Below are 21,409 nucleotides of genomic sequence, written 5' to 3' on the forward strand. Positions count from 1 at the left end.
TAGAGTCGGAACACTAGGGGCTGCCATGGAACGTCCGCGCTATTTCGAGGACTATGTGCTCGGCGAGGAGCGCCGCAGCCACGGGCGCACCATCACCGAGACCGACTTCGTCGTCCATGCCGGGCACACCGGCGACTTCTTCCCGCACCACATGGACGCCGAGCACATGAAGGCGAGCCCGTTCGGCCAGCGCATCGCCCACGGCACCATGACCTTCGCCATCGGCATCGGCCTCACCGCCAGCGAGATCAACCCGCTCGCCTTCACCTACGGCTATGACCGGCTGCGCTTTCCCCGGCCGGTGTTCATCGGCGACACCATCCACACCGTGCTGACGGTCTCGGCCCTGGAGCCCGACCCCAGGCGCCCGGACAAGGGCCGCGTGGTGGAGAGCTGCCGGGTCGTCAACCAGCGCGGCGAGACGGTGCTGGCCTGCGACCACGTGCTGCTCGCCGAGCGGCGCCCGGCCGCATGAGCGGATGCGCCGGCCGGTCAGCGATCCTCGATGATGCGCAGATAGGCCGCGGTGACGAACAGGATGATGAGGCCGAACAGGATGCGGCGGGCGCCTTCGGGCATCTGCAGGATGGTCAGGAGCGTCGTCAGCACGGTCAGGATCAGGGCGCCGACGATCGTGCCGGCATAGCCGCCGCGGCCGCCGAAGATCGAGGTGCCGCCGATGACGGCCGCGGCGACGGAGGGCAGCAGCAGCGGATCGGCCAGCGACAGCGAGGACGGCGCCTTGACCAGGCCGAGATAGAGGAAGCCGGTGACGGCCGCGAGCAGCGAGGACAGGACGTAGAGCGCGATGATCACCTGCCAGTACCGCACGCCGGAGAGCCGGGCCGCCCGCTCGTTGTCGCCGACGGCATAGAGCAGGCGGCCGAAGCCGGTGCGGCCGAGCATCAGGACGAGGAGCGCGGCGACGGGCACGAACAGCGCCAGCGCGTTCGGGATGCCGTAGGTCAGGCCGGTGCCGAGCCAGGCCAGCACGTCCGGGATCTTCGTGCCCGAGGCGATGACCATGCGCTGGTAGACCTGCAGGCAGCCGGCGCCGACCAGGCTGGTGCCCAGCGTCATGATCAGCGGATGGACGCGGAAGATGCCGGCGCCGATGCCGTTGAGCAGGCCGATCAGCACGGCCGGGACCAGGGCGACGGCCATCGCCACCGCCGGGTCGTGGTCCACGGCCAGCGAGGCGGTGATGAAGGCGGCCATGGTCGCCACCGTGGCGGCGGAGAGGTCGATGCCGCCCGTCAGCATGGTGATGGTCTGGCAGCCCGCCAGCAGGGCGAGCGGGATGGCGAACTTCACGGTGTTGGCGAGCCAGCGCTCGTTGACGATGCCGGGCCGCAGCCCCTGCAGCACCGCGACCAGCACGATCAGGAGCACGACCAGCGGCACCAGCGGATGGTCGGCCATGAACCGCCGGACGCGCCGGCCGATCGGTGGCGATGCCGTGACGCTGTCGCTCATCGAGCCCGCCCTCCGATGGCGAGGAAGGCGCCGAACATCACGACGACGACCATGATCGCTCCTTCGATGATCGAGGCGATGTTGGGATCCACCGCGAGCAGGGTGAGGTCGGTGCGCACCAGCCGCAGCACGAAGACGGCGATGATCGGCCCGAGCAGGCCGCCGCGCCCGCCGCCCAGCGCCACGCCGCCGAGCACCACCGCCGCGACGCTGGCCAGGAGATAGGGGCCGGGGATGGGCGCGCCGATGCCCGTGCTCATGGTCAGGGCGAGGCCGCCCATGGCCGAGAACAGCCCGGCGCCGGCATAGGCGGCGATCCTGGTCCAGGCCACCGGCACGCCGCTGCGGAAGGCCGCCAGCTCGCTGCTGCCGATGGCGTAGATCGACAGGCCGAGCCGCGAGCGCCGCAGCGGGATCCAGACGAGGCCGAGGCAGGCGAGCAGGAGCACCAGCGCCTTCGGGATCCAGGCGGTGACGTCCTCGGGCACCCCCGGGAGCGGCACGGTGCCGACGATCGCCGCCCGCAGCCATTGCGCCGCGCCGCCGCCCGGCGCGGCGAGGACGAGCAGCGCCACGCCCTGCAGCACGAACAGCATCGCCAGGGTCACCACGATGTCGGGCACCCGCGTCAGCACGATCAGGGCGCCGTTGAGTGCGCCGAGGCCGCATCCCAGCGCCAGCACGAAGGGCACCACCAGAAGGGCCTGCTGCTCGCTGGCCCCGTCCATCAGCACGGCGGCGGTGACGCTGGCGAGCGCCATCATCGCCGCCACCGACAGGTCGACGCCGCCGGCGATGACGACGATCGCCTGGGCCGCGACGGCGAAGGCATAGGGCAGCGCCGCGCGGACCAGCGAGCCGAAATCCTCCGCCCCGTAGCCGGGCTGGATCAGCTTGGTCGCGACCATCAGGGCGGCGAACAGGACGAGCAGGCCGGCGACCCAGCCCTGGCGGCGCAGCAGGCTCATCGCGGCCCTCCCGACGGATCGGCAACCGCGGCCGGGAGGTCCGGCTCCTCCGTCGCCTCGCGCCGCAGCCCGTAGGCGGCGCGCGTCAGCGCCGCCTCGTCGGCGATCTCGGCAGGCAGGATGTCGACCACCCGGCCGCCGAAGATGACGATGGCGCGATCGCAGACGCGCTGCACCTCCTCCAGCTCCGAGGTGTAGAACAGCACGGACCGGCCCTGCCCGGCGAGGTCGCGCAGCAGCCGGTAGATCTCCTGCTTGGTGCCGACGTCGATGCCGCGCGTCGGGTCGAAGCACAGGATGGTGCGCGCCTCCGCCGCGATCCAGCGGGCGATCGTCACCTTCTGCTGGTTGCCGCCGGAGAGGCGCTGCACCTCGCGCTGGGCTCGGGTGTCGATCTGCAGCCGGCGGATCGCCTCGGCCACCGCGGCCTGCTCGCGCCCCATGGCGATCGGCCCCCAGCGCCGCAACCGGGCGCTGAACGGCAGCGCGATGTTCTCGCGGACGGACCGGTGCATCAAGAGGGCGTCGGAGCGGTCGCCCGGGACATAGGCGATGCCGGCGCGGATCGCGTCCGCGGGATGGCCGAACCGGACCGGCCGGCCATCGACCTCGATCGTGCCGCCGGAGGGCTGGATCGAGCCCGCGAGGGCACCGAACAATTCGTCCTGCCCCTGCCCCTCGAGCGCGACCACGCCGGCGACCTCGCCGTCGCCGAGGTCGAGCGAGACGTCGGCGAGCTTGGTGCCGACCTGAAGGTTGCGCACGCTGAGGCGGGGCGCGGACCCGGCGGCCCGTCCACCCCCGCCGCCGGCGGCCGCGCCGCGCGTCTTGACGATGCGGCTGCCCAGCATCAGCTCGACGATCCGCTCCTCCGCGCCGGGGGCCATGGCGACCACGCCGACGGTCTCGCCGTCGCGCAGCACGGTGGCGCGGTCGCACAGGGCCGAGATCTCGACGAAGCGGTGCGAGATGAAGATCACTGAGCGCCCGGTGCGGCTCTGGCCGCGCACCACCGCCATGACGCGCTCGGCGAGGTCTGCCGGCAGCGCCGCCGTCATCTCGTCGAGCAGCAGCACGTCCGGCTCGGCGGCGAGCGCCCGGGCGAGATCGAGCACCCGCAGCACCGCGAGCGGAATGTCGCGCGCGCGCTCGCCGAGGTCGAGGTCGGGCACGCCGAGTTCGCGCACCCAGGCGCGGAAGGGTTCGACGGGCGTGCCGGTCAGGCGCAGGTTGTCGGCGACGTCGAGATCGGGAACAAGCGAGGGCTCCTGGTAGACCGGGACCAGCCCGGCGCGCCGCGCCGCCGCCGGCGAGCCGAGCGCGCGGGCCTCGCCGCGGATCAGGATGCGGCCGGCGTCCGGGCGCACCGCCCCGGTCAGGATCTTGACGAGCGTCGACTTGCCGGCGCCGTTGGCGCCCATCAGGGCGTGGACCTCGCCGGGCTCGATCGAGAGCGAGGCGTTGCGCAGCGCCGCGACGGCGCCGTAGCGCTTCGCCACGCCGGACGCGTCCAGGAGGGGTTGGGAGGCCACGGCGTTCCTGCCGGTTCGAAGAGAAGGCGCCGGAGCGCGGGAGGGTCCCGCGCTCCGGCGGCGATCATGATCCGGCGATCACTCGCCCGGGCCCTTGCAGGCGATGATCTGCTGCTTGGTGTAGGTGGTCCAGTCCGGGATCGAGATGCTCACCGGCCATTCCGGATTGAGCGACGGGTCGGCCGCGGCCTTGAGCTTCTCCTTGCCCGCCTCGTCGGCATTGTCCCAGATCTGCGGCTCGACCAGCACCGTCTTCTCGGCCGGCTTCTTGCCGTCGAGAATCTGCAACGCCAGCGTCACGCCGGCGCCGCCGATCGAGCCGGGATTGGTCACCGCCGCGCCGGTGAGGCCCTTGACCGAGCTGAGCTGGCCGACGAAGCCGGCATTGTCGGCGCCGACGACCGGCACCATCGTCGCCTGGGATTCGACCAGCGCGTCGACGATGACGTTGTCGATGCCGGAGGTCCAGATGCCCTCGAACGGCGTGCCCGTCGCCAGGAAGTCGAGGATCTGCTGCTTGGCCTGGTCCTGCTGCCAGCCGGTGAACGTCTCGTGCACCACCTTCACGCCGGGGAACTCGGCCAGCGCCTTCTTGAACCCCTTGTCGCGATCGGTATCGGCGGAGGCGCCGGCGGCGCCGCGCATGTAGACGACGCCGCCCTTGCCGCCCATCCGCTGGAACAGCCATTTGGCGCCGAGATAGGCATATTCCTGCTGGTTGTTGGAGATGACATAGGCCGACGGCTCGGTGACCGCCTGGTCGACCGCGACCACCACGATGCCGGCCTTGGTCGCCTCGGCGATGGCGGCGTTGACGCCGGCGGGATCGGCCGGGTTGACGACGATCGCGTCGACATGGGCACTGATCAGGTTGCGGATGTCCTCCAGCTGGCCGGCGGCATCGGTGTTGCGATGGGCGATGTTGAGCTTGGCCACCTTGCCCGAGGCGAGCGCCTGGGCCTTCATGGCGCAGACCATCTCCTCGCGCCAGCCATTGCCCTGCACCGTGTTGGAGACGCCGATGGTGTAGCTGTCCTTCGCCGCCGCGCCGGCGATGGATGCAACCAGCGCCGCGCCGGCGAGCAGCGGCAGCACCGCCGAATGTCCGAATCTGTGCATGTTTCCTCCCGTTGTTGTTGTGGAGACGATTGTCCCGCCTCCGCCGTCACTTGACCAGGGGCCGCAACACGTCCCTGGCCAAGAGAAAGCCGCGCTTCAACGCTTCGTCGCTTCCTTCGAAGCGCCGGTCCTCGTGCTCGATGACGACCGGGCCATCGTAGCCCGTCCGATAGAGCCCGGAGAAGATGGTTCGCCAGTCGACCTCGCCGAGCCCCGGCATGCGCGGGATCTGCCAGCCCATGCCGGCCGAGAGGATGCCGCGCTCGTAGAGGCCGTCGCGGTCGATCATCAGGTCCTTGGCGTGCACGTGCAGCATGTGCGGGCCGAATTCGCGGATGAAGCGGGCCTGGTCGATCATCTGCCAGACCAGGTGCGAGGGATCGAAGTTCATGCCCACCGCCCCGTCCCAGGCCTCGAGGATGCGGCGCCAGACCTGGGGCGCATAGGCGATGTTGTGCCCGCCCGGCCACTCGTCGGGGGAGAAGATCATCGGGCAGTTCTCGAAGGCGAGCCGGACGCCGTTGTCGCGGGCATGGGCGATGATGTCGGGCCAGACCTTCAGCGCCTCCTGCCAGTTGGCGTCGACGGCCTGCGCCGCGTCGCCGCCGCAGAAGGTGTTGACCACGCCGACGCCCATGCGCCCTGCGGCGGCGATCACCTGCCTGAGATGCTCGATCACCGTGCTGCGATGCGCGGCATCGGGATGGAGCGGGTTGGGATAATAGCCGAGCGCCGAGATCGACAGCCCCTTGCCGCCGAGCATGGCGACGATGTCCCTGCCCTCCGCGGCCGAGAGGCCGGCGACGTCGATATGGCTGGTCCCGGCATAGCGGCGGCTCGGACCGGACGATCTCGGCCAGCAGGCGATCTCCAGCGTCTCGAAGCCGGCCGAGGCCGCCCAGTCCGCCACCGCGGCGAGCGGCGTGTCCGGGAACGGCGCGGTCAGGATCCCGAGTTTCATCTCCTCCCTCCCTCTTGCTGCATTGCGGTTCAGGTCCGCTGCCCCACATCGGCCGCGTCGCACAGGCGCCGGATGACCGCGAGCGGGTCCCCGCCCAGCAGGCCGTCCAGCGTCCGCGTCACGGTGCCGGCGAACGTCGCGTCGGCGGCGAGAGCCCGGTCGAACACCGTGTCGATGCCGAGGATGGCGGCCGCAAGGGCCGGTGGATCGCGGCCGATCCGGTCGGCGATCCCGGCGACGCGCGGCGCCAGCGGATCCTGCACCGCCCAGCGCCGGCCGAACCGCTCCGAGGCCAGCACCAGATAGGCCATCCAGGCGGCGACCGGCACGGCGAGCAGCGCGATGCCCTGGCCGCGTCCCAGCCTCTCGCGGACCGGATCGAGCAGGCGCTGCACGATCTTCTGCGAGCCGTCGGTGGCGATCTGGTGGTTGCGATGGCGGATGGCGGTGTTGGCGAGGCGCGCCAGGCTCTGCTTGACATAGGCCGCCGGCTCGATGCCGGGCACCGGCCGCAGGGTCGGCACGCTCTCCTCGACCAGCATGCGGCGCACGAAGGCGGCGAGCAGGGGATCGGCGATGCCTTCGAACGTATGCTCATGGCCGGCGAGCACGCCGAGATAGGCGAGCGTCGACTGGGCGGCATTGAGGACGCGCATCTTGAGATGCTCGAACGGCTCGACATCGTCGACGACGCTCGCGCCGGCGCGGTCCCAGGGCGGGACCGGGCCGGCGAACCGCGCCTCGATCACCCATTGGCGGAAGGGCTCGGCGACCACGACCGCTGCGTCGCGATAGCCCAGGCTCTGCGCCACGAAGGCGGCATCCGCCCCGGTCGGCGCCGGGGCGATGCGATCGACCATGGTGGAGGGGAAGGTGGCGTTGGCCGCGATCCATTCGGCGAGGCCGTCCCTGCGGCGCTCGGCGAGGGCCGCGACCACCCGTTCGAGCAGGGCGCCGTTGGCCGGGATGTTGTCGCAGCTCATCAGCGTCAGCGGCCGGCCGTGCGAGGTCCGGCGCAGCTCCAGCGCCTGCGCCAGCAGGCCGGGAACGCTGCGCGGGGCCAGCGGCTCGGCGAGGTCGTGCACGATGTCGGGATGATCCCAGTCGAGCGCGCCGCCGGCGGGCCGGTGGCAATAGCCCTTCTCCGTGACGGTGAGCGTCACGATGTCGATGGCCGGATCGGCCAGCGCCGTGAGCGCCGGCGCCGGGCCGTCCTGGCTGTCGACGACGCGGACGATGCTGCCGATGACGCGCGCCGTCGTCCTGTCGCCGTCCCGCACGAGGCGCGTGTAGAGGCCGCCCTGGCGTCCGAGCGTCTCGGCGAGCCCGGGCGGGCGGATGTTGATGCCGACGATGCCGGAGCGCGTGAGGCCGCACCCCAGCAGGTCGTCGGTGTACTCGGCCTGGTGGCAGCGGTGGAAGGCGCCGACGCCGAGATGCGCCATGCCGGCCACGAGGGGCGAGCGGGCATAGGCGGGCCCCTGCACGCCCTGCGGGAGGCGGTCGAGCAAGGATGGCCCGAGCGTCTCGGCGGATATCGGCGCGGCGCTCATCCCTTGGCTCCGACGACCCATTGCTCCTGGTCGATCAGGGCCCCCGTCATCGGGCCGGCGGCATCGCTCGCCAGGAACAGCGCGAGATTGGCGACCTCGGAGGCGGCGAGCAGCCGGCCGAACGGCAGGGCGGCGTTCGCCGCCGCGATCCAGCCCTCGCCCTGCCCGAGCGTCTCGGCCTGCATCACCCGCTCGGCCGGCGTGTCCGTCCAGCCGACATTGATGCCGTTGACGCGGATGCGGTCGAAGCGGTGGGCATTCGCGGCGTTGCGGGTCAGCGTCGCCAGCGCGCCCTTGGTGGCGGCATAGACGGCGAGGTCGGGCCCGCCGCAATGGGCGTTCATGGAGAGGATGTTGACGATCGCTCCGCCCTGCCCGCGCTCGCGCATGGCCGCGATCGCCGCCTGCATCAGGAAGAACGGCGCCCGGGCGTTGACGTCGAAGAGCTTCGACCAGAGAACGGGATCGGCATCGAGGACGGAAGCGCGGTCGGTCAGGCCGGCGGCGTTGACCAGGATGTCGATCCGGCCGAAGCGGGCGAGGCACTCCGCCACCAGCATGCGCGGCGCGTCGATGTCCCCGAGCTCGGCCACGACGAAGGCGGCCTTCACCCCGGACGAGCCGAGCTGCGCCGCCAAGGCCTCTCCGCGCCCGGCATCCCGGCCGGTGAGCAGCAGGCCGTCGGCCCCGGCGCCGGCCAGCGCCTCGGCGATCGCCCGGCCGATACCCTGCGTCGCGCCGGTCACCAGCACGACCTTTCCGTCGACCCGAGCCATCACGGCTCCTCCCAGAACGATATTTCTATTTTCCAGAATATGGAATGAATCTTCCCATTCGTCAACCGGCCGTCGCGCGCCGGGCGGCGACGCCGTGCACCAGGGCCATGCCGATCGCCAGCGATGCCGCGAGCGAGCGGAACCCGGCGAATTCGGATTCGACCACCTCCACCCACCGGTCCGACAGCCGGACCAGCGGGCTGAAGGTGCTGTCGGTGATGGCGACGATGCGGGCGCCGCGCTGGCTCGCCATGGCGACGAGATCCGGCGTGATCGAGTTGTAGGGGCTGAAGCTCACCGCCAGCACCACGTCGCCCCGGCCGACGCAGCCGACCTGGTCGAAGGCGGTCGAGCCGACATTGTCGACCAGCACGTTGCGGATGCCCTGCTGCGACAGGCTGAGCGAGATGTAGGCCGTCACCGGGAAGGCGCGCTTGCTGCCGATGACATAGATGAGGTCGGCTGCGGCGAGCAGCCCGACCATGGCCTCGAAGCTCCCGGCGTCGAAGCTGTCGCCGACCCGGTCGAGCGAGGCGCGAGACGCGTCGACCATCCCCTTGACGAAGGGCACCTGTGCGCCCGCATCGGCGCGCTCCGGTCCGTCCCCCGTCCGCCCGCCCTTGATATGGTCCTTGAAGAGCCCCTGGAACTCCGAGAACCCGGCATAGCCGAACATCTGGGCGAACCGCACCAGGGTGGAGGGCTGGACCCCCGCCTGCTCCGCCACCTGCACGATGGTGCCGAGCGCGACCTCGCCGGGATGCTGCCACAGGAAGATCGCGACCTGGCGCAGGCGCTTGGGGAAATGGACCGTGCCCGAGGACAGCACAGCCCGCAATTCCTCATAGGTGCTCGGCTTGGCGTAGCCGAGGCCGGCGCGGCCGCCGCGCGGCTCTGCCGCCGGCCGGGGAACCGCGGCGCCCGGCTTGCCGGCCGGCCGGGACTCGCCGGCCTCCCGCTGTTCGTGCCTGTCCGCCGGCATGCCCGGATCGTCCGCCGCCCATGGAGGAACAGCAGGGTATCGCAGCACGAAAATTTCACAATCGGAAAAATAGAAAAAGCCTTCGAAATCGCCGAGCGACGGGATAAGCTCGAGCCAGGGCACGGACGATGCCGGGAGGAGAGCGAGCCATGGTGTATGCGACCGCCGACGCGACGGCGCGGGAGAAGCTGCGGGTCGGCATGGTGGGCGGCGGACGCGGCGCCTTCATCGGCGCCGTGCATCGCCTCGCCATGCGCCTCGACGACCGGATCGCCCTGGTGGCCGGCGCGCTCTCCGCCGATCCCGCCAACGCCGCGGCCTCCGCGGCCGAGCTCGGCATCGCCGCCGAGCGCAGCTATGGCGACTATCACGCCATGGCGCGCGCCGAGGCGGCACGGCCCGACGGCATCGAGGCCGTGGTGATCGTGACGCCGAACCACCTGCACGCGCCGGTCGCCACCGCCTTCCTCGAAGCGGGCATCGACGTGATCTGCGACAAGCCGCTCTCCACCACGCTGGCCGAGGCCGAGGATCTGGTCGCCCTGGCGCGGGCGCGCCGGCGCAAGTTCGTCGTCACCCTCAACAACACCGGCTACGCCATGGTGCGCCAGGCCCGCGAAATGGTCGCCGACGGGGCGCTCGGCCGCCTCGTGGCGGTGCACGGCTCCTATATCCAGGACTGGCTGACGCGGCCGATCGATGCGGAGGGCCACAAGCAGGCGGAATGGCGCACCGATCCGACACGGGCGGGCCAGTCGGCGGTGCTCGCCGACATCGGCGTCCACGCCTACAACCTTGCCTGCTTCGTCTCGGGACGTGAGGCCGAGGCGGTCGCCGCCGACCTCTTCACGGCGGTTCCCGGGCGCCGGCTCGACGACAATGCCCATGTTCTGGTGCGCTGGTCCGGCGGCGCGCGCGGCACCATCCTCGCCAGCCAGACCTCGCCCGGCCACTACAACGACCTCTCGGTGCGGGTCTACGGCGAGAAGGCCGGCCTGGAATGGCACGCCACCCGGCCCGAGGAGCTGCGCTTCGCCCCCTATGGCGAGGAGGCCCGGACGCTGATCCGCGGCGGCCACGGCTCGACGGAGGCGAGCAGGCGCGTGTCGCGCATGCCGGCGGCGCACCCCGAAGGCTATATCGAGGCCTTCGCCAATCTCTACCGCGATGCCGCCGACATCATCCAGGCCCACCGCGCCGGCGCCGCGGCGGACGCGGCGCAGGAGAGCCTGGTGCCCGACGTGGTGCAGGGCGCGCGCGGCGTCAGGTTCGTCGCCGCCGCGGTCGAATCCGATGCCGCCGGCGGCGCCTGGACGCCGGCCTCCCTGGCCGTGGACCGCGACGCATCCTGAGGACGCGTGCGCGAACGAACACGTCAAGACACGGCCCCCCGCCCGTTCGGGAGAGGGGGTCCGATCGACTTCGATTCACGTGTCCTCGGACGGCGCCCTGGCCGTGCAGCGAGACGTCCCGACATCGCCGACGCGGCGCACCGAAGCGCGCCACCGGAACGAGGCCGAGATCCATAACCGCATGCCGGACCGGCTCACCCCGCCCCGTTAACCGCACCGCTTAAAGGAACGTTGTGAACTCACGGCCATGATCGTCGGGCTGCGGCTCCACCGCATCCAGCCGCCCCTGACCGAGAGTGCGGATATCGATCGTGAGAGTTATCCGGAAGATCGGGGCATTCACTGTGCGGCACAGGTTCACGATCCTCGACGGCGTCGTCATGGCCGGGGCGGGCGCGCTGCTCGTCATCATCGCGCTCGATTACGACCTCTTCGGACCGGCCGGACCGCGGCGGAGCGATGCGGCGCGCCTGGAGCTTGCCGAGATCGCCGCGATCGCGGTCGTGCTGGGCCTGCTGCTCATCCTCGCCCTGCGCCGCATGCGCGCGCAGAACCGGGAGGTGGCGCGGCGCATCGCCGCCGAGCAGCACGCCCGGGAGCTCGCCTTTCAGGACCCGCTCACCGGCCTGGCGAACCGGCGCCAGTTCGATCAGATCGTCGCCGAGGCGACCGTGTCCCCGCCGGGCGCCGAGCGCACCCACGCGGTGCTGCTCATGGACCTCAACGGCTTCAAATCGATCAACGACGTCTACGGCCATCCCGTCGGCGACGCCGTCCTGGCCGAGATCGGCTTTCGGCTGCTCGCCGTCATGCGCGAGAGTGGCGACGAGGTCGCCCGCCTCGGCGGCGACGAGTTCGGCGTCGTCGCGACCCATCTGCGCAGCGCCGAGGATGCCGGCGGCATCGCCCTCAGGATCATCCGCGCCGTCGAGGAGCCGATCATTGCCGGCCCGGCCGAGCACACCGTCGGCGTCGGCATCGGCATCGCCCTGTTCCCGCGGGACGGGCACGATGCCAAGGAGATCATCCGCCGGGCGGACATCGCGCTCTATCGCGCCAAGGCCGAGAGCGGCTCCGTGGTCCGTTTCTTCGAGAAGGACATGGACGCCCGCGTGCGCGAGCGTTCGGTCATCGAGCGGGAGCTGCGGCGGGCGCTGGCGGACGGCGACATCCATCCCTGCTACCAGCCGGTCGTCGATCTCGGCACGGGCGCCATCAGCGGCGCCGAGGCGCTGGCCCGCTGGCATCACCGCGAGCTCGGCAGCATCGCCCCCGAGCGCTTCATCCCGGTGGCGGAGGAATGCGGGCTGATCGCCGCACTGGGCGACCACCTACTGCGCGTCGCCTGCCGCGACGCGCTGGACTGGCCGCCGGCGATGACGCTTTCGATCAACGTCTCGCCGGTGCAGCTGCGCGAGCCCGGTTTCGGCCTGCGCGTGCTGGCGATCCTCGGCGAGGTCGGCCTGTCGCCGACGCGCCTGGAGCTGGAGATCACCGAGAACACCCTCGTCCGCGACCTGAAGGCGTCCCAGGCGGCGCTCGGCGCGCTCAGGGCCGCGGGCGTGCGCATCGCGCTCGACGATTTCGGCACGGGCTATTCCAGCCTCTACCACCTGCGCAACTTCCCGGTCGATCGGATCAAGGTCGATCGCAGCTTCGTCGACAGCATCGATGCCGAGAACGAGAGCGCCGCCATCGTGCGTGCGCTGCTCGGCCTCGGCCACGGCCTCGGCATCGCCGTCACCGCCGAGGGCATCGAGAGCGCCCGGCAGCGCGACTTCCTGATCGGCCAGGGCTGCGACCAGGGCCAGGGCTTCCTCTACGCTCCCGCCCTGCCGGCGTCCGAGCTGCGCCGCCTGATCGCGGAGAAGACGTCGAAGGCTTCCGCCGGCTGAGGCTTCAGATCACGGACCGGATGATGCCGCCGTCGATGCGCATGGCGAGCCCGTTGAGCGCCGGGGACGCGGCGAACAGACCTTCATCGACGTGTTCGACCGCCTGCGGCGCGAGCGCATCATTCCGTAGGACCCGGCCACCGGCCGCGTGCTGCCTGTGCACACGCGCACAGTGGCCGGGGCGGGCCGGGGGTAGGGTCCTTGCATCGAAGCCCGGCAACACCGCAAGGGCGCTCAAGGCAAGGACCCACGACAATGCGCAAGACCATTCTCGCCCTCGTTCTGGCCGCCGGCGCCCTGGGCGCCGCCACCACCGCCTCGGAAGCCCACTATCGCAGCTACGGCGGCTACGGCTACGGTGGATACAACTACGGCTACCAGCAGACCTACTACCAGCCCCGCTACTGCCGCACCGTCTCCTTCCGCGTCTGGGACGACTATTCCTGCGAATACGTCTATCGCACCAAGGAAATCTGCGACTGATCTTCTCCCCTTGGCGCAAGGCCAGGCCGCCGGCTCCCCCGGCGGCCTTTGCCTGTCGGGTGATCCGTCGGGGCGCCGCGCACCTATCGCAGCATGTCGTCCAGGGCGCGGAGCATCGCCGTGCTGGGAATGCCGAAGAGACCGCCATAGGGCAGGTCGAGGTCGGCGATCACCCATATCACGCTGGCGACGGCCACCACGCCGATGCCGATCGCCACGCCGGCCAGCGGCTTGCGCGGCGCCTGCAGGCCGAGGCTGAGGAAGACCAGCATGAGCCAGAACATCAGGACGCCGGTGAAGACCGACGAAAGCGAGCCGTGCGCATCCTCGATCACCATCCAACGCCGCTCCTGCACCCGGTCGTAGCCGGCGCGGCAGGCTGCCGCGATGTTCTGGCGCGCGGCCTCGGCCGGCACCAGCGCGCGCACCTCCAGGCCCAGCCGGTTGAGCAGGGCAGCCAGCCGCGGATCCTCGCCGACTCGCGCCATGCCGGCCGGATCGGGATGCGGCGCCGCGGCCGGCAGCGACTCGCCCGGCCATGTGCTGGCGATCACACCGGCGGTGTAGTCACGCAGCAGGGCGCGGGCGGGCGCCGTCTCGGGCCCATAGTCCCTGAGACATCGGTCGAGCTGGGCCAGGGCCGCCGCGTCGAGGCCGCGATCGCGATAGGCGATGTCGAAGGACGCCTTGACCGAGGTGAGCTGCAGGCTGAGCACCAGCGCGACGAACGTCACCAGGAGCTGGGTCACGAGCCGGACCGCCTCCAGGTTGCGATCGGAGAGATGCTCCTCGCGCAGCCACCCGCGCAGCATCACGCCGCCGAGCGCGCTGACGCTCAGCAGCCCGCCATAGACCAGCGCCGACAGGACATCAGGCACGACGCCTCCCGAACACCCCTACGCCGGCACCAGTCATAGGCCTGCGCTCCCCATCGCCGCAACGGCGACGCGCTCGGGGCTCCTACCCCGCCAGCGCTTCCACGCCTCAGCCGGCGAGCTGGGCACCGGGGGTGGAGCGCGAGATCGCCAGCTCCTCCGCGGTCATGTCGGCCGGCACGTCGGCGAAGAGCGGCGTGCTGAGATAGCGCTCGCCGGTATCCGGCAGCATGCACAGGATGGTCGAGCCTTTCTCCGCCTCGGCGGCGACCTTGAGCGCCCCGGCGAAGGTGGCGCCAGACGTGATGCCGACGAAGATGCCCTCCTTCGTCGCCAGGTCCTTGCTGCATTGCAGGGCCTCGGCGCCGCCGACCGGCAGGATGCGGTCGATCAGGTCCATGGTCACCGCGTCGCCGGTCAGCTTGGGGATGAAGTCAGGCGTCCAGCCCTGCATGGGATGGGGCTTGAAGCCGGGATGCGGCGCCGCCGGCGTGCCGTCGGCGTTGCGGGCCTGCTCGACGCCGGAGCCGAGGAGCTGGGCATCCGCCGGCTCGCAGACGATGATCCTCGTGTCCGGCCGCTCCTTCGCCAGCACCCGGGCCACGCCCTTGAGCGTGCCGCCGGTGCCGTAGCCGGTGACCCAATAGTCCAGCCGCTCGCCGGCGAAGTCGTCGAGGATCTCGCGCGCCGTGGTGCGCGAATGGAAGTCCGGATTGGCCTCGTTCTCGAACTGGCGGGTCATGAACCAGCCATGCGCCTGCGCAAGCTCGATGGTCTTGCGGATCATGCCGACCGCACGCTCCGCCGCCGGGGTGATCACCACCTTGGCGCCGAGGAAGCGCATCAGCCGCCGTCGCTCGACGCTGAAGGGCTCGGCCATGGTCAGCACCAGCGGATAGCCCTTGGCGGCGCAGACCATGGCGAGGCCGATGCCGGTATTGCCGCTCGTCGCCTCGATCACGGTCTGGCCGGGCTTGAGCTCCCCGGACCGCTCCGCGGCCTCGATCACGCCGAGAGCGAGCCGATCCTTGACCGAGCCGAGCGGATTGAAGGCCTCGATCTTGACGTAGAGGTCGACGCCCGCCGGCGCCAGGCGGTTGATGCGGACCACGGGCGTGCCGCCCACCGTCTCCAGGATCGATTGAAATCTGCGTCCCATGGGTTTCTCCCGATAGTGCCGATGGCATTCCCTAAGGGAAGTACTTGAGTGAGGCTCCGCGGGGCAAGTTCCGCAGGAGACAGCCCTCGACACCGGGCACTGGCGGAACCATGCGCGGCCGGCGCCGTTGATGTCGAGAGTGGTGAAGCGCGCTTGGAGGCGACGATGCTGTTGCGGGTGGTGGGATCGGTGGCCGTGGTCGGGACGATCGCCGGCCTGCTGGTCGAGAACCGGCGGCTTCGCGAGGAGCTGGAGGAACGCAAGCGCATGCTGCGCATCGTCGGCGACGCCTATCAGCGCGGCGTCATGGACGCGGCCCCGCCCCGTCTCCAGCCCGCGTCGGCGAGCTTCGAGGCGATCGCCGATGCCGGCCTGTCGCTGGGTGGCCCGCAGGGGCGCGTGTGACGCGCCGCAGAGGCGCACGACGCCCCACGGAGGCACGTGACGCGCCATAGAGGCGCGCGGGATCAGCGATAGCCCGCCGCCTGCAGCTCGAACATCTCCGCATAGAGCCCGCCCCGGGCGAGCAGCTCTTGATGGGTGCCGGCTTCGATCGCCACGCCGCCCTCCAGCACGATGATGCGGTCGGCCATGCGCACGGTGGAGAAGCGGTGCGAGATCAGCACCGTGGTGCGCCCGACGCTGAGGTCGCGGAAGCGCTGGAACACCTGGTATTCCGAGCGGGCGTCCAGCGCCGAGGTCGGCTCGTCCAGCACCAGCACGTCGGCATCGCGCATATAGGCCCGGGCGATGGCGATCTTCTGCCATTCGCCGCCGGACAGGTCGACGCCGCCGCCGAAGCGCCGGCCGAGCGTCTGCTCGTAGCCCTGCGGCAGGCGGGCGATCACCGTGTCGGCCAGGCTCCGGTCGGCCGCCTCCTGGATGCGGCCGGCATCGTTCGCCGCCTCGACCCGGCCGACGGCGATGTTCTCGGCGGCGGTGAAGTGGAAGCGCACGAAGTCCTGGAACACCACGCCGATGCGGCTGCGCAGCTCCTCCAGATCGAGCTCGCGCAAGTCGCGCCCGTCGAGCAGGATGCGCCCTTCCGTCGGGTCGTAGAGCCGGGCGAGCAGCTTGACGATGGTGGTCTTGCCGGCGCCGTTCTCGCCGACCAGCGCCAGCACCTCGCCGGCGCCGATGGTGAGGTTCAGATGGCGCAGCGCCCAGCGCTCGGCCCCCTCGTAGCGGAAGCCCACGTCCTCGAAGACGAAGCCGCTGCGGATCGGCCGCGGCACCGGCCTGGGATCGGTGGGCGAGACGATGCGCGGCTCGGTCTCGAAGAAGGAGAACAGGTCCTCCAGGTAGAGCGCCTGCCCCGCCACCTGGGCGAAGCCGAGCAGCAGGCCGCCGAGCAGGCCGCGCAGGCGCAGGAAGGCACCGACCAGGAAGGCCATGTCGCCGAGGCTGAAGCTGCCGTCCACCGTGCGCCAGATGATGGCGGCATAGGCGGTGTAGTAGCCGAGCGTGGCGAAGGCGGCGAACAGGCCGCCCCACAGCCCCCGACGGGTGGCGAGGCTGCGATTGTCGTCGAACATCGCCTGCGCGAAGCGCCGGAAACGCTCGATCAGGAAGCCGTTGAGGTTGAAGAGCTTGACCTCCTTGGCGGTCTCAATGCTCGAGCCGAGATAGCGGACATAGTCGAGCTGGCGCCGCTCGAGCGTGCGGAAATAGTCCAGGCGATAGACCTCGGCGTTGAACCTGAGCTCGTTGACGAGCGAGGGGACCAGCGCGACGACCATCAACGCGATCAGCCAGGGCCAATAGATCGCCAGCCCGATGGTGAACGAGGTGGCGGTGAGGATGTCCTGGACCTGGCCGAACACCTGGCCGAGCAGCGCGGTGCGCCCGGTCACCTGGCGGCGGGCCCGGTCGAGCCGGTCCTGCTGGTCGCTGCTTTCGAACTGCTCGAGGTCGAGCGTGGCGGCCTTCTCCATCAGGCGGATCGAGGCGAAGTTGCTGTAGGTCTCGGCCAGCAGGCCGTCGATGAGCGAGCTCAGCCGCCCGGCGAAGTCGCCCAGGACGGCGAGGCCGAACTCCACCAGCACCAGCTCGCCCACCCGCACCAGCCGGCCGCTGGCCAGCCATTGCTCGAGGGTCCAGCCGGCATGCGGCAGGTGGGTCTGGGCCACGACCTCGTCGACGATCAGCTTGCCGACATAGAGCACCAGCACCGGCACGATGGCACGGACGAGACGCAGCACCAGGCTCGCCAGGGTGAGCGGCGGGCTCGACTCCCAGACCAGACGCACGAAGGGCGGCAGATGGCGCATCGCGCCGATGCGTTCGCGGATCGTCTGGGGCTGGCGCGGGATGAACACCATGCCGCCAAGATGGGGAGTCGCGGCCCGCTTGTCGACCGGCGCGCGAAATCGCCGCCATTTCAGCGCGTCCGCCGCCAATCGGCTCTATCCCGGCGGCATCCGCCGCAGGATTTGGCCGATGGAGCTGGTGCCCGGCGAAAGCGACCCGCCTCCGCCGGGGCGCTGCGCTCGGGCGCCGCCGCTCGTCACAGGCGCTGGCAATAGATCCGGAGGGCCTTCTGGTCGCGCTCATCCCCCAGACGGATCAAGGACAGGCACGCCGCGGTCCTGTCCTTGCGCCGCGGTGCGGAGAATCGGGCCAGGGCATCCTGGATCAGCCTGAGATCGGCCTCGCTTCCGGCTGTCAGGACCACGGTCGCCGCTTCGTCGAGCCGGAACAGGTCCGACTGCGCCCGCCATTGGCGGCGGTCCTCCTCGGTGAAGGCGATGCCGACCGTCAGCGCCAGCGCGCGGTAGTCGGAGAGGAGCGACGTGAGCCTGACTCCCGGATTGGCCGCCTCGAGCTCGGACAGGATGGTGCCGATGTCGGCTCGATCCCGGCGGCAGGTGTCGGCGCCGGCCGTGAACACCGTGAGGATGCGATCGGCATCGGCCGGTCCGCTGGCGGCGAGCGTGAAGAAGGCGATCTTGATGGCCTTGGCCAGAGGAACGTCCTGGGACGAGCCGGTCGTCAGGCCGCCGAGGGCGGTGCGCAGCGCCTCGCGCAGGGGAATGAGCGGCTGCATCCGCCAGAGCTCCCGGGCATTGTCGCAGGGAGCCGCGGCCGCCCCCGCGGCGTCGCTCGCGACGGCGACGCCGACATACCCGCTCGCCATGTCGTCCAGGCTGCTGGACAGGTTCGCGACGACGCGCTGGAGCAGCGTGTCGGATCCGGTCTTCCGGGCCATCCGCGCGGAGGCATCGATCACATATTCGCTGTAGACCGGATCGGCCGCCTTGACGGTGAAGTTCGTCGCGCTCCGGGCGATCACCTTTCCGGCGCTGTCGGAGACGGTGACGTTGATGCGGTGCGCGCCGACATCCTTGTCCTGCGCGGTGTAGGCCGCCTGGCAGAGGACGCTCGGGATCACGTCTCCGTCGTCGATCTGCCATCGGCAGGTCTGGTCGGCGCCGATCGCGTGACCGTCGAGCGCCGCGCTCCAACGTGCCTCGTCGCCGACGAAGCCCGTCGCATCGAGGGGCGAGATCTCGGCCACCCCCTCATAGGTCACCAGAAGGGTGAGGCTCGCCGTGCCGAGGTCCCAGCCGTCGGCATTCGTCACCTGCACGGTGACGGGGACCGGGCCGCGAGCACCGGCCTCGGGCCGGTAGGGAAGCTTGCAGTCCGGGCTGCTCGGCCTGGCGTCCACGGTCCATGCGCAGGTCGCGCCGTCCGCGGGCTTGTCGTCCAGGGCCACGGCGAGCTGTGTCGTCTCCGTCGTCCTGATGGTGCCCGGCTTGGCGAGGATCTTCACCTTCGGCATCGCGAGCGTGCCGTTGGCCATCGTCGCGTGCGTCGTCGACCATGCCACCGGCAGCACGACGAACACGATGGCGGCCAACGCGGCCACGATCCCGCCGAACCGCCAGCTCAGCATCGAGCGAGGCGGCGGCGCGCTCCACCATCGTCTGAGGTTCCACCCTCCCCAGATCAGCACGGCCAGCGACGTCAGCCAGAGATAGACGTCGACCAGCCAGGGCGGCGCCCAGGCCATGTAAGCCGGCAAAATAATGCCGACCACGGTTGAGGCGATCGATACCGCCCAGCCGATCACGTCTTTCGCATCGACTGCCATGTCTGGCACCAATCCGGGCCGGAGCCCCGATCTCTAGGTTAGCTTCCGCAATGTCGTTCGGATTGCGATACCGCTGCAAACAACGGCAGGTGTTTTCTACGCTGCGCCCAGGCGATAATCCAGACGGAACTCGGCGGCAAACACACTGCTGTGCCGCCGGTAACCATGGGCATGGGCGGCGTCGGTCCACCCGCCAATCCGCTCGCCGCCCACGGCAACCGTGGCGCTCGGGCCGCACGTCGACTATCATCCCGCGACGTCACGCGTCCGGCGAACGTCGTCCGAGGTCAACCGTGGAGCAGACCGTCGATCGAAGGCTTGCGGCGATCATGGCGGCGGATGTCGTCGGCTACAGCCGTCTGATCGAATCCAACGAGGAGCGCACCCTGGATGCGCTCAAGCAGCACCGCCAGGACTTCTTCGATCCGACCATCGCCCGCTTCCATGGTCGCATCTTCAAAGTCATGGGCGACGGATTTCTGGTGGTGTTCAACAGCGTCCTCCACGCGGCCCGCTGTGCCGTCGAGATCCAGCGCGGCATGCCGGCGCGCAATGCCGGGATTCCCGAGGACCGCCAGATCAAGTTCCGCATCGGCATCAACCTGGGCGACTTCGTCGTGGACGGCGACGACCTCAACGGCGAAGGCGTCAACCTGGCGTCGCGGCTGGAAGGGTTGGCGCGCCCCGGGGAGATCGCCTGCTCGGCCATCGTCCGCGAGCAGATCGGCAACAAGCTCGGCCTGGATTTTCGCGACAAGGGCGAGCACAGGGTCAAGAACATCGAGCGGCCGGTGCGCGTCTATGTCGTCGACCTGGCGCAGGTCCCCTTTTCCGGGGAGGCCCCCGCTGCGACCGCGGCTGCGCCGCCATCCCATCCGGACAAGCCGTCGATCGCGGTCCTGCCCTTCACCAACATGAGCAGCGACCCCGATCAGGAGTTCTTCGCCGACGGCATCACCGAAGACATCATCACCGACCTGTCGAAAGTCTCGCGCCTGTTCGTGCTCGGCCGGAACACGGTCTTCACCTACAAGGGAAAGGCCGTCGTGCTGCGGCAGGTGGCCAAGGAGCTCGGGGTCGCCTATCTCCTGGAAGGCAGCGTCCGGAAGGCGCAGCAGCGCGTCAGGATCAACGCGCAGCTGATCGATGGCTCGACCGGCGGCCACCTGTGGGCCGAGCGCTACGACGGCGATCTGCAGGACATCTTCGCCCTCCAGGACGAGATCACCCACAAGATCGTCGAGGCCCTGAAGGTCGAGCTCCTGCCGGCCGAGAGCCGGGCCCTCAAGGCGACGCCGACCCGCAATGTCGAGGCCTACACCGCCTATCTTCGCGGCCGCGAGTGCTTCAACCGCCATCTCATGCGCCATTATCGCCTGGCCCGCGCCATGTTCGCCAAGGCCGTGGAGCTCGATCCGGACTATGCCGACGCCTATGCCGGCATCGCCGACTGCGATTCGCTGTCGCGGCTCCTGGGACAGCGGCACGTCTCCATCGACAGCATCCTGGCCAACAGCGCCAAGGCCATCGAGCTCGACGCCAATCTGGCGCAGGCTCATGCGTCCCATGGTCTCGGATTGTGGCTGAGCGGCGAGAACGCCAAGGCCGAAACCCAGTTCCGGCAGGCCTTGGCTCTCGATCCCAACCTCTACGAGGCGAATTACTTCTTCGGACGCTATTGCCGGGCCCGGGGCCACCATCAGCAGGCGGCGGACTTGCTGGAGCGCGCCTCGGAGGTGAAGCCCGACGATTTCAACTCGCTCTTCTCCCTGGCCGGCATCTGCCAATTGCTGGCGGATCCGGACAAGGCCGCCGGCGTCATGCGCCGCGCCATCGACAGGGCCGAGCAGGAGCTGCGCCTGCACCCCGAGAACGCGCGCGCGGCGGCCCTGGCCGCCGGCAAATATGCCGGCATGGGCGAAACGGGGCGGGCGAGGGAGCTGCTCGACATGGCTCTGACGGCCGAGCCGGACGACCTCTACAATCTCTACAATGTCGGCTGTGCCTTTGCCTTGCTCGGCGAGACCGACAGGGCGCTCGACGCCCTCGAACGGGCGCGCCCGATGATCGGAAGCTACATCACCCTGGACTGGGTGCGGACCGACCCAGACCTGGTCGCGCTCCGGCCCCTGGCGCGATTCCAGGCCCTGCTGATGTCGCTGGAGCCGGTCTGACGCGGGAC

General features: G+C 70.4%; 19 protein-coding genes. 6 read left to right on the plus strand and 13 right to left on the minus strand.

Annotated elements, in window-relative coordinates; all coding sequences use genetic code 11:
- The first annotated feature begins 25 nt into the window (after positions 1 to 25).
- On the plus strand, positions 26 to 475 hold the full coding sequence (locus QO011_RS24305; protein ID WP_307277703.1) for a MaoC/PaaZ C-terminal domain-containing protein: 450 nt from the start codon (positions 26 to 28) through the stop codon (positions 473 to 475).
- A 17-nt stretch (positions 476 to 492) separates the two neighbouring features.
- Here QO011_RS24305 and QO011_RS24310 read toward each other — a convergent pair whose 3' ends face one another.
- The 8 genes from QO011_RS24310 to QO011_RS24345 all read right to left on the minus strand — a co-directional run bounded on the left by QO011_RS24310 (position 493) and on the right by QO011_RS24345 (position 9,367).
- On the minus strand, positions 493 to 1,476 hold the full coding sequence (locus QO011_RS24310) for an ABC transporter permease (protein ID WP_307277705.1): 984 nt from the start codon (positions 1,474 to 1,476) through the stop codon (positions 493 to 495).
- Positions 1,473 to 2,444: an ABC transporter permease gene (locus QO011_RS24315; RefSeq protein WP_307277708.1), complete on the minus strand. Its 972-nt coding sequence runs from the start codon at positions 2,442 to 2,444 to the stop codon at positions 1,473 to 1,475. The genes QO011_RS24310 and QO011_RS24315 overlap by 4 nt, the downstream gene beginning before the upstream one ends.
- Positions 2,441 to 3,976 carry a sugar ABC transporter ATP-binding protein gene (locus tag QO011_RS24320; protein ID WP_307277710.1) on the minus strand — a complete coding sequence of 512 codons (1,536 nt, stop codon included), beginning with the start codon at positions 3,974 to 3,976 and terminating at the stop codon, positions 2,441 to 2,443. Before QO011_RS24320 ends, QO011_RS24315 begins: the two co-directional genes overlap by 4 nt.
- A 78-nt stretch (positions 3,977 to 4,054) precedes the next feature.
- Entirely contained in the window at positions 4,055 to 5,095 is a 1,041-nt protein-coding gene (locus tag QO011_RS24325) for an ABC transporter substrate-binding protein (RefSeq protein ID WP_307277712.1), read from the minus strand.
- Positions 5,096 to 5,141: 46 nt separating this feature from the next.
- Positions 5,142 to 6,056: a sugar phosphate isomerase/epimerase family protein gene (locus QO011_RS24330; RefSeq protein ID WP_307277715.1), complete on the minus strand. Its 915-nt coding sequence runs from the start codon at positions 6,054 to 6,056 to the stop codon at positions 5,142 to 5,144.
- A 29-nt stretch (positions 6,057 to 6,085) separates the two neighbouring features.
- Complete coding sequence (locus QO011_RS24335; protein WP_307277718.1) at positions 6,086 to 7,609, minus strand: mannitol dehydrogenase family protein; 1,524 nt, start codon at positions 7,607 to 7,609, stop codon at positions 6,086 to 6,088.
- The gene (locus QO011_RS24340) at positions 7,606 to 8,385 is read right to left on the minus strand and encodes an SDR family oxidoreductase (protein ID WP_370882005.1); all 780 of its coding nucleotides are present in this window, start codon (positions 8,383 to 8,385) and stop codon (positions 7,606 to 7,608) included. Before QO011_RS24340 ends, QO011_RS24335 begins: the two co-directional genes overlap by 4 nt.
- A gap of 61 nt (positions 8,386 to 8,446) precedes the next feature.
- Positions 8,447 to 9,367, minus strand: a complete 921-nt coding sequence (locus tag QO011_RS24345; RefSeq protein WP_307277724.1) for a MurR/RpiR family transcriptional regulator — start codon at positions 9,365 to 9,367, stop codon at positions 8,447 to 8,449.
- Positions 9,368 to 9,516: 149 nt separating this feature from the next.
- Between QO011_RS24345 and QO011_RS24350 the strand changes: the two genes are divergently transcribed.
- Together QO011_RS24350 and QO011_RS24355 are read left to right on the plus strand one after the other, a co-directional pair.
- Positions 9,517 to 10,719 carry a Gfo/Idh/MocA family protein gene (locus QO011_RS24350; protein WP_307277726.1) on the plus strand — a complete coding sequence of 401 codons (1,203 nt, stop codon included), beginning with the start codon at positions 9,517 to 9,519 and terminating at the stop codon, positions 10,717 to 10,719.
- A gap of 344 nt (positions 10,720 to 11,063) precedes the next feature.
- Complete coding sequence (locus tag QO011_RS24355; RefSeq protein WP_307277728.1) at positions 11,064 to 12,614, plus strand: putative bifunctional diguanylate cyclase/phosphodiesterase; 1,551 nt, start codon at positions 11,064 to 11,066, stop codon at positions 12,612 to 12,614.
- A 4-nt stretch (positions 12,615 to 12,618) separates the two neighbouring features.
- On the opposite strand, the gene QO011_RS24360 is transcribed toward QO011_RS24355, so the two are convergent.
- The gene (locus tag QO011_RS24360; protein WP_307277730.1) at positions 12,619 to 12,852 is read right to left on the minus strand and encodes a hypothetical protein; all 234 of its coding nucleotides are present in this window, start codon (positions 12,850 to 12,852) and stop codon (positions 12,619 to 12,621) included.
- Between the two features lie 17 nt (positions 12,853 to 12,869).
- Between QO011_RS24360 and QO011_RS24365 the strand changes: the two genes are divergently transcribed.
- Positions 12,870 to 13,097, plus strand: coding sequence for a hypothetical protein (locus QO011_RS24365; protein ID WP_307277732.1), 228 nt, complete (start codon positions 12,870 to 12,872; stop codon positions 13,095 to 13,097).
- An 83-nt stretch (positions 13,098 to 13,180) separates the two neighbouring features.
- Here QO011_RS24365 and QO011_RS24370 read toward each other — a convergent pair whose 3' ends face one another.
- The gene (locus QO011_RS24370; RefSeq protein WP_307277735.1) at positions 13,181 to 13,975 is read right to left on the minus strand and encodes a bestrophin-like domain; all 795 of its coding nucleotides are present in this window, start codon (positions 13,973 to 13,975) and stop codon (positions 13,181 to 13,183) included.
- A gap of 106 nt (positions 13,976 to 14,081) precedes the next feature.
- Complete coding sequence (locus QO011_RS24375) at positions 14,082 to 15,131, minus strand: PLP-dependent cysteine synthase family protein (RefSeq protein ID WP_307277738.1); 1,050 nt, start codon at positions 15,129 to 15,131, stop codon at positions 14,082 to 14,084.
- Positions 15,132 to 15,296: 165 nt separating this feature from the next.
- Here QO011_RS24375 and QO011_RS24380 point away from each other — a divergent pair, with 165 nt between their 5' ends.
- On the plus strand, positions 15,297 to 15,536 hold the full coding sequence (locus tag QO011_RS24380; RefSeq protein ID WP_307277742.1) for a hypothetical protein: 240 nt from the start codon (positions 15,297 to 15,299) through the stop codon (positions 15,534 to 15,536).
- Positions 15,537 to 15,598: 62 nt separating this feature from the next.
- On the opposite strand, the gene QO011_RS24385 is transcribed toward QO011_RS24380, so the two are convergent.
- Together QO011_RS24385 and QO011_RS24390 are read right to left on the minus strand one after the other, a co-directional pair.
- Positions 15,599 to 17,452, minus strand: a complete 1,854-nt coding sequence (locus tag QO011_RS24385; RefSeq protein ID WP_307278184.1) for an ABC transporter ATP-binding protein — start codon at positions 17,450 to 17,452, stop codon at positions 15,599 to 15,601.
- A gap of 185 nt (positions 17,453 to 17,637) precedes the next feature.
- Positions 17,638 to 19,227 (minus strand): hypothetical protein, encoded by a 1,590-nt coding sequence (locus QO011_RS24390; RefSeq protein WP_307277744.1) that lies wholly within the window; start codon positions 19,225 to 19,227, stop codon positions 17,638 to 17,640.
- A 329-nt stretch (positions 19,228 to 19,556) separates the two neighbouring features.
- Here QO011_RS24390 and QO011_RS24395 point away from each other — a divergent pair, with 329 nt between their 5' ends.
- Positions 19,557 to 21,401, plus strand: coding sequence for an adenylate/guanylate cyclase domain-containing protein (locus QO011_RS24395; protein ID WP_307278186.1), 1,845 nt, complete (start codon positions 19,557 to 19,559; stop codon positions 21,399 to 21,401).
- The last annotated feature ends 8 nt before the right edge of the window (positions 21,402 to 21,409 follow it).

This window comes from Labrys wisconsinensis, assembly GCF_030814995.1.
GTDB lineage: Bacteria > Pseudomonadota > Alphaproteobacteria > Rhizobiales > Labraceae > Labrys > Labrys wisconsinensis.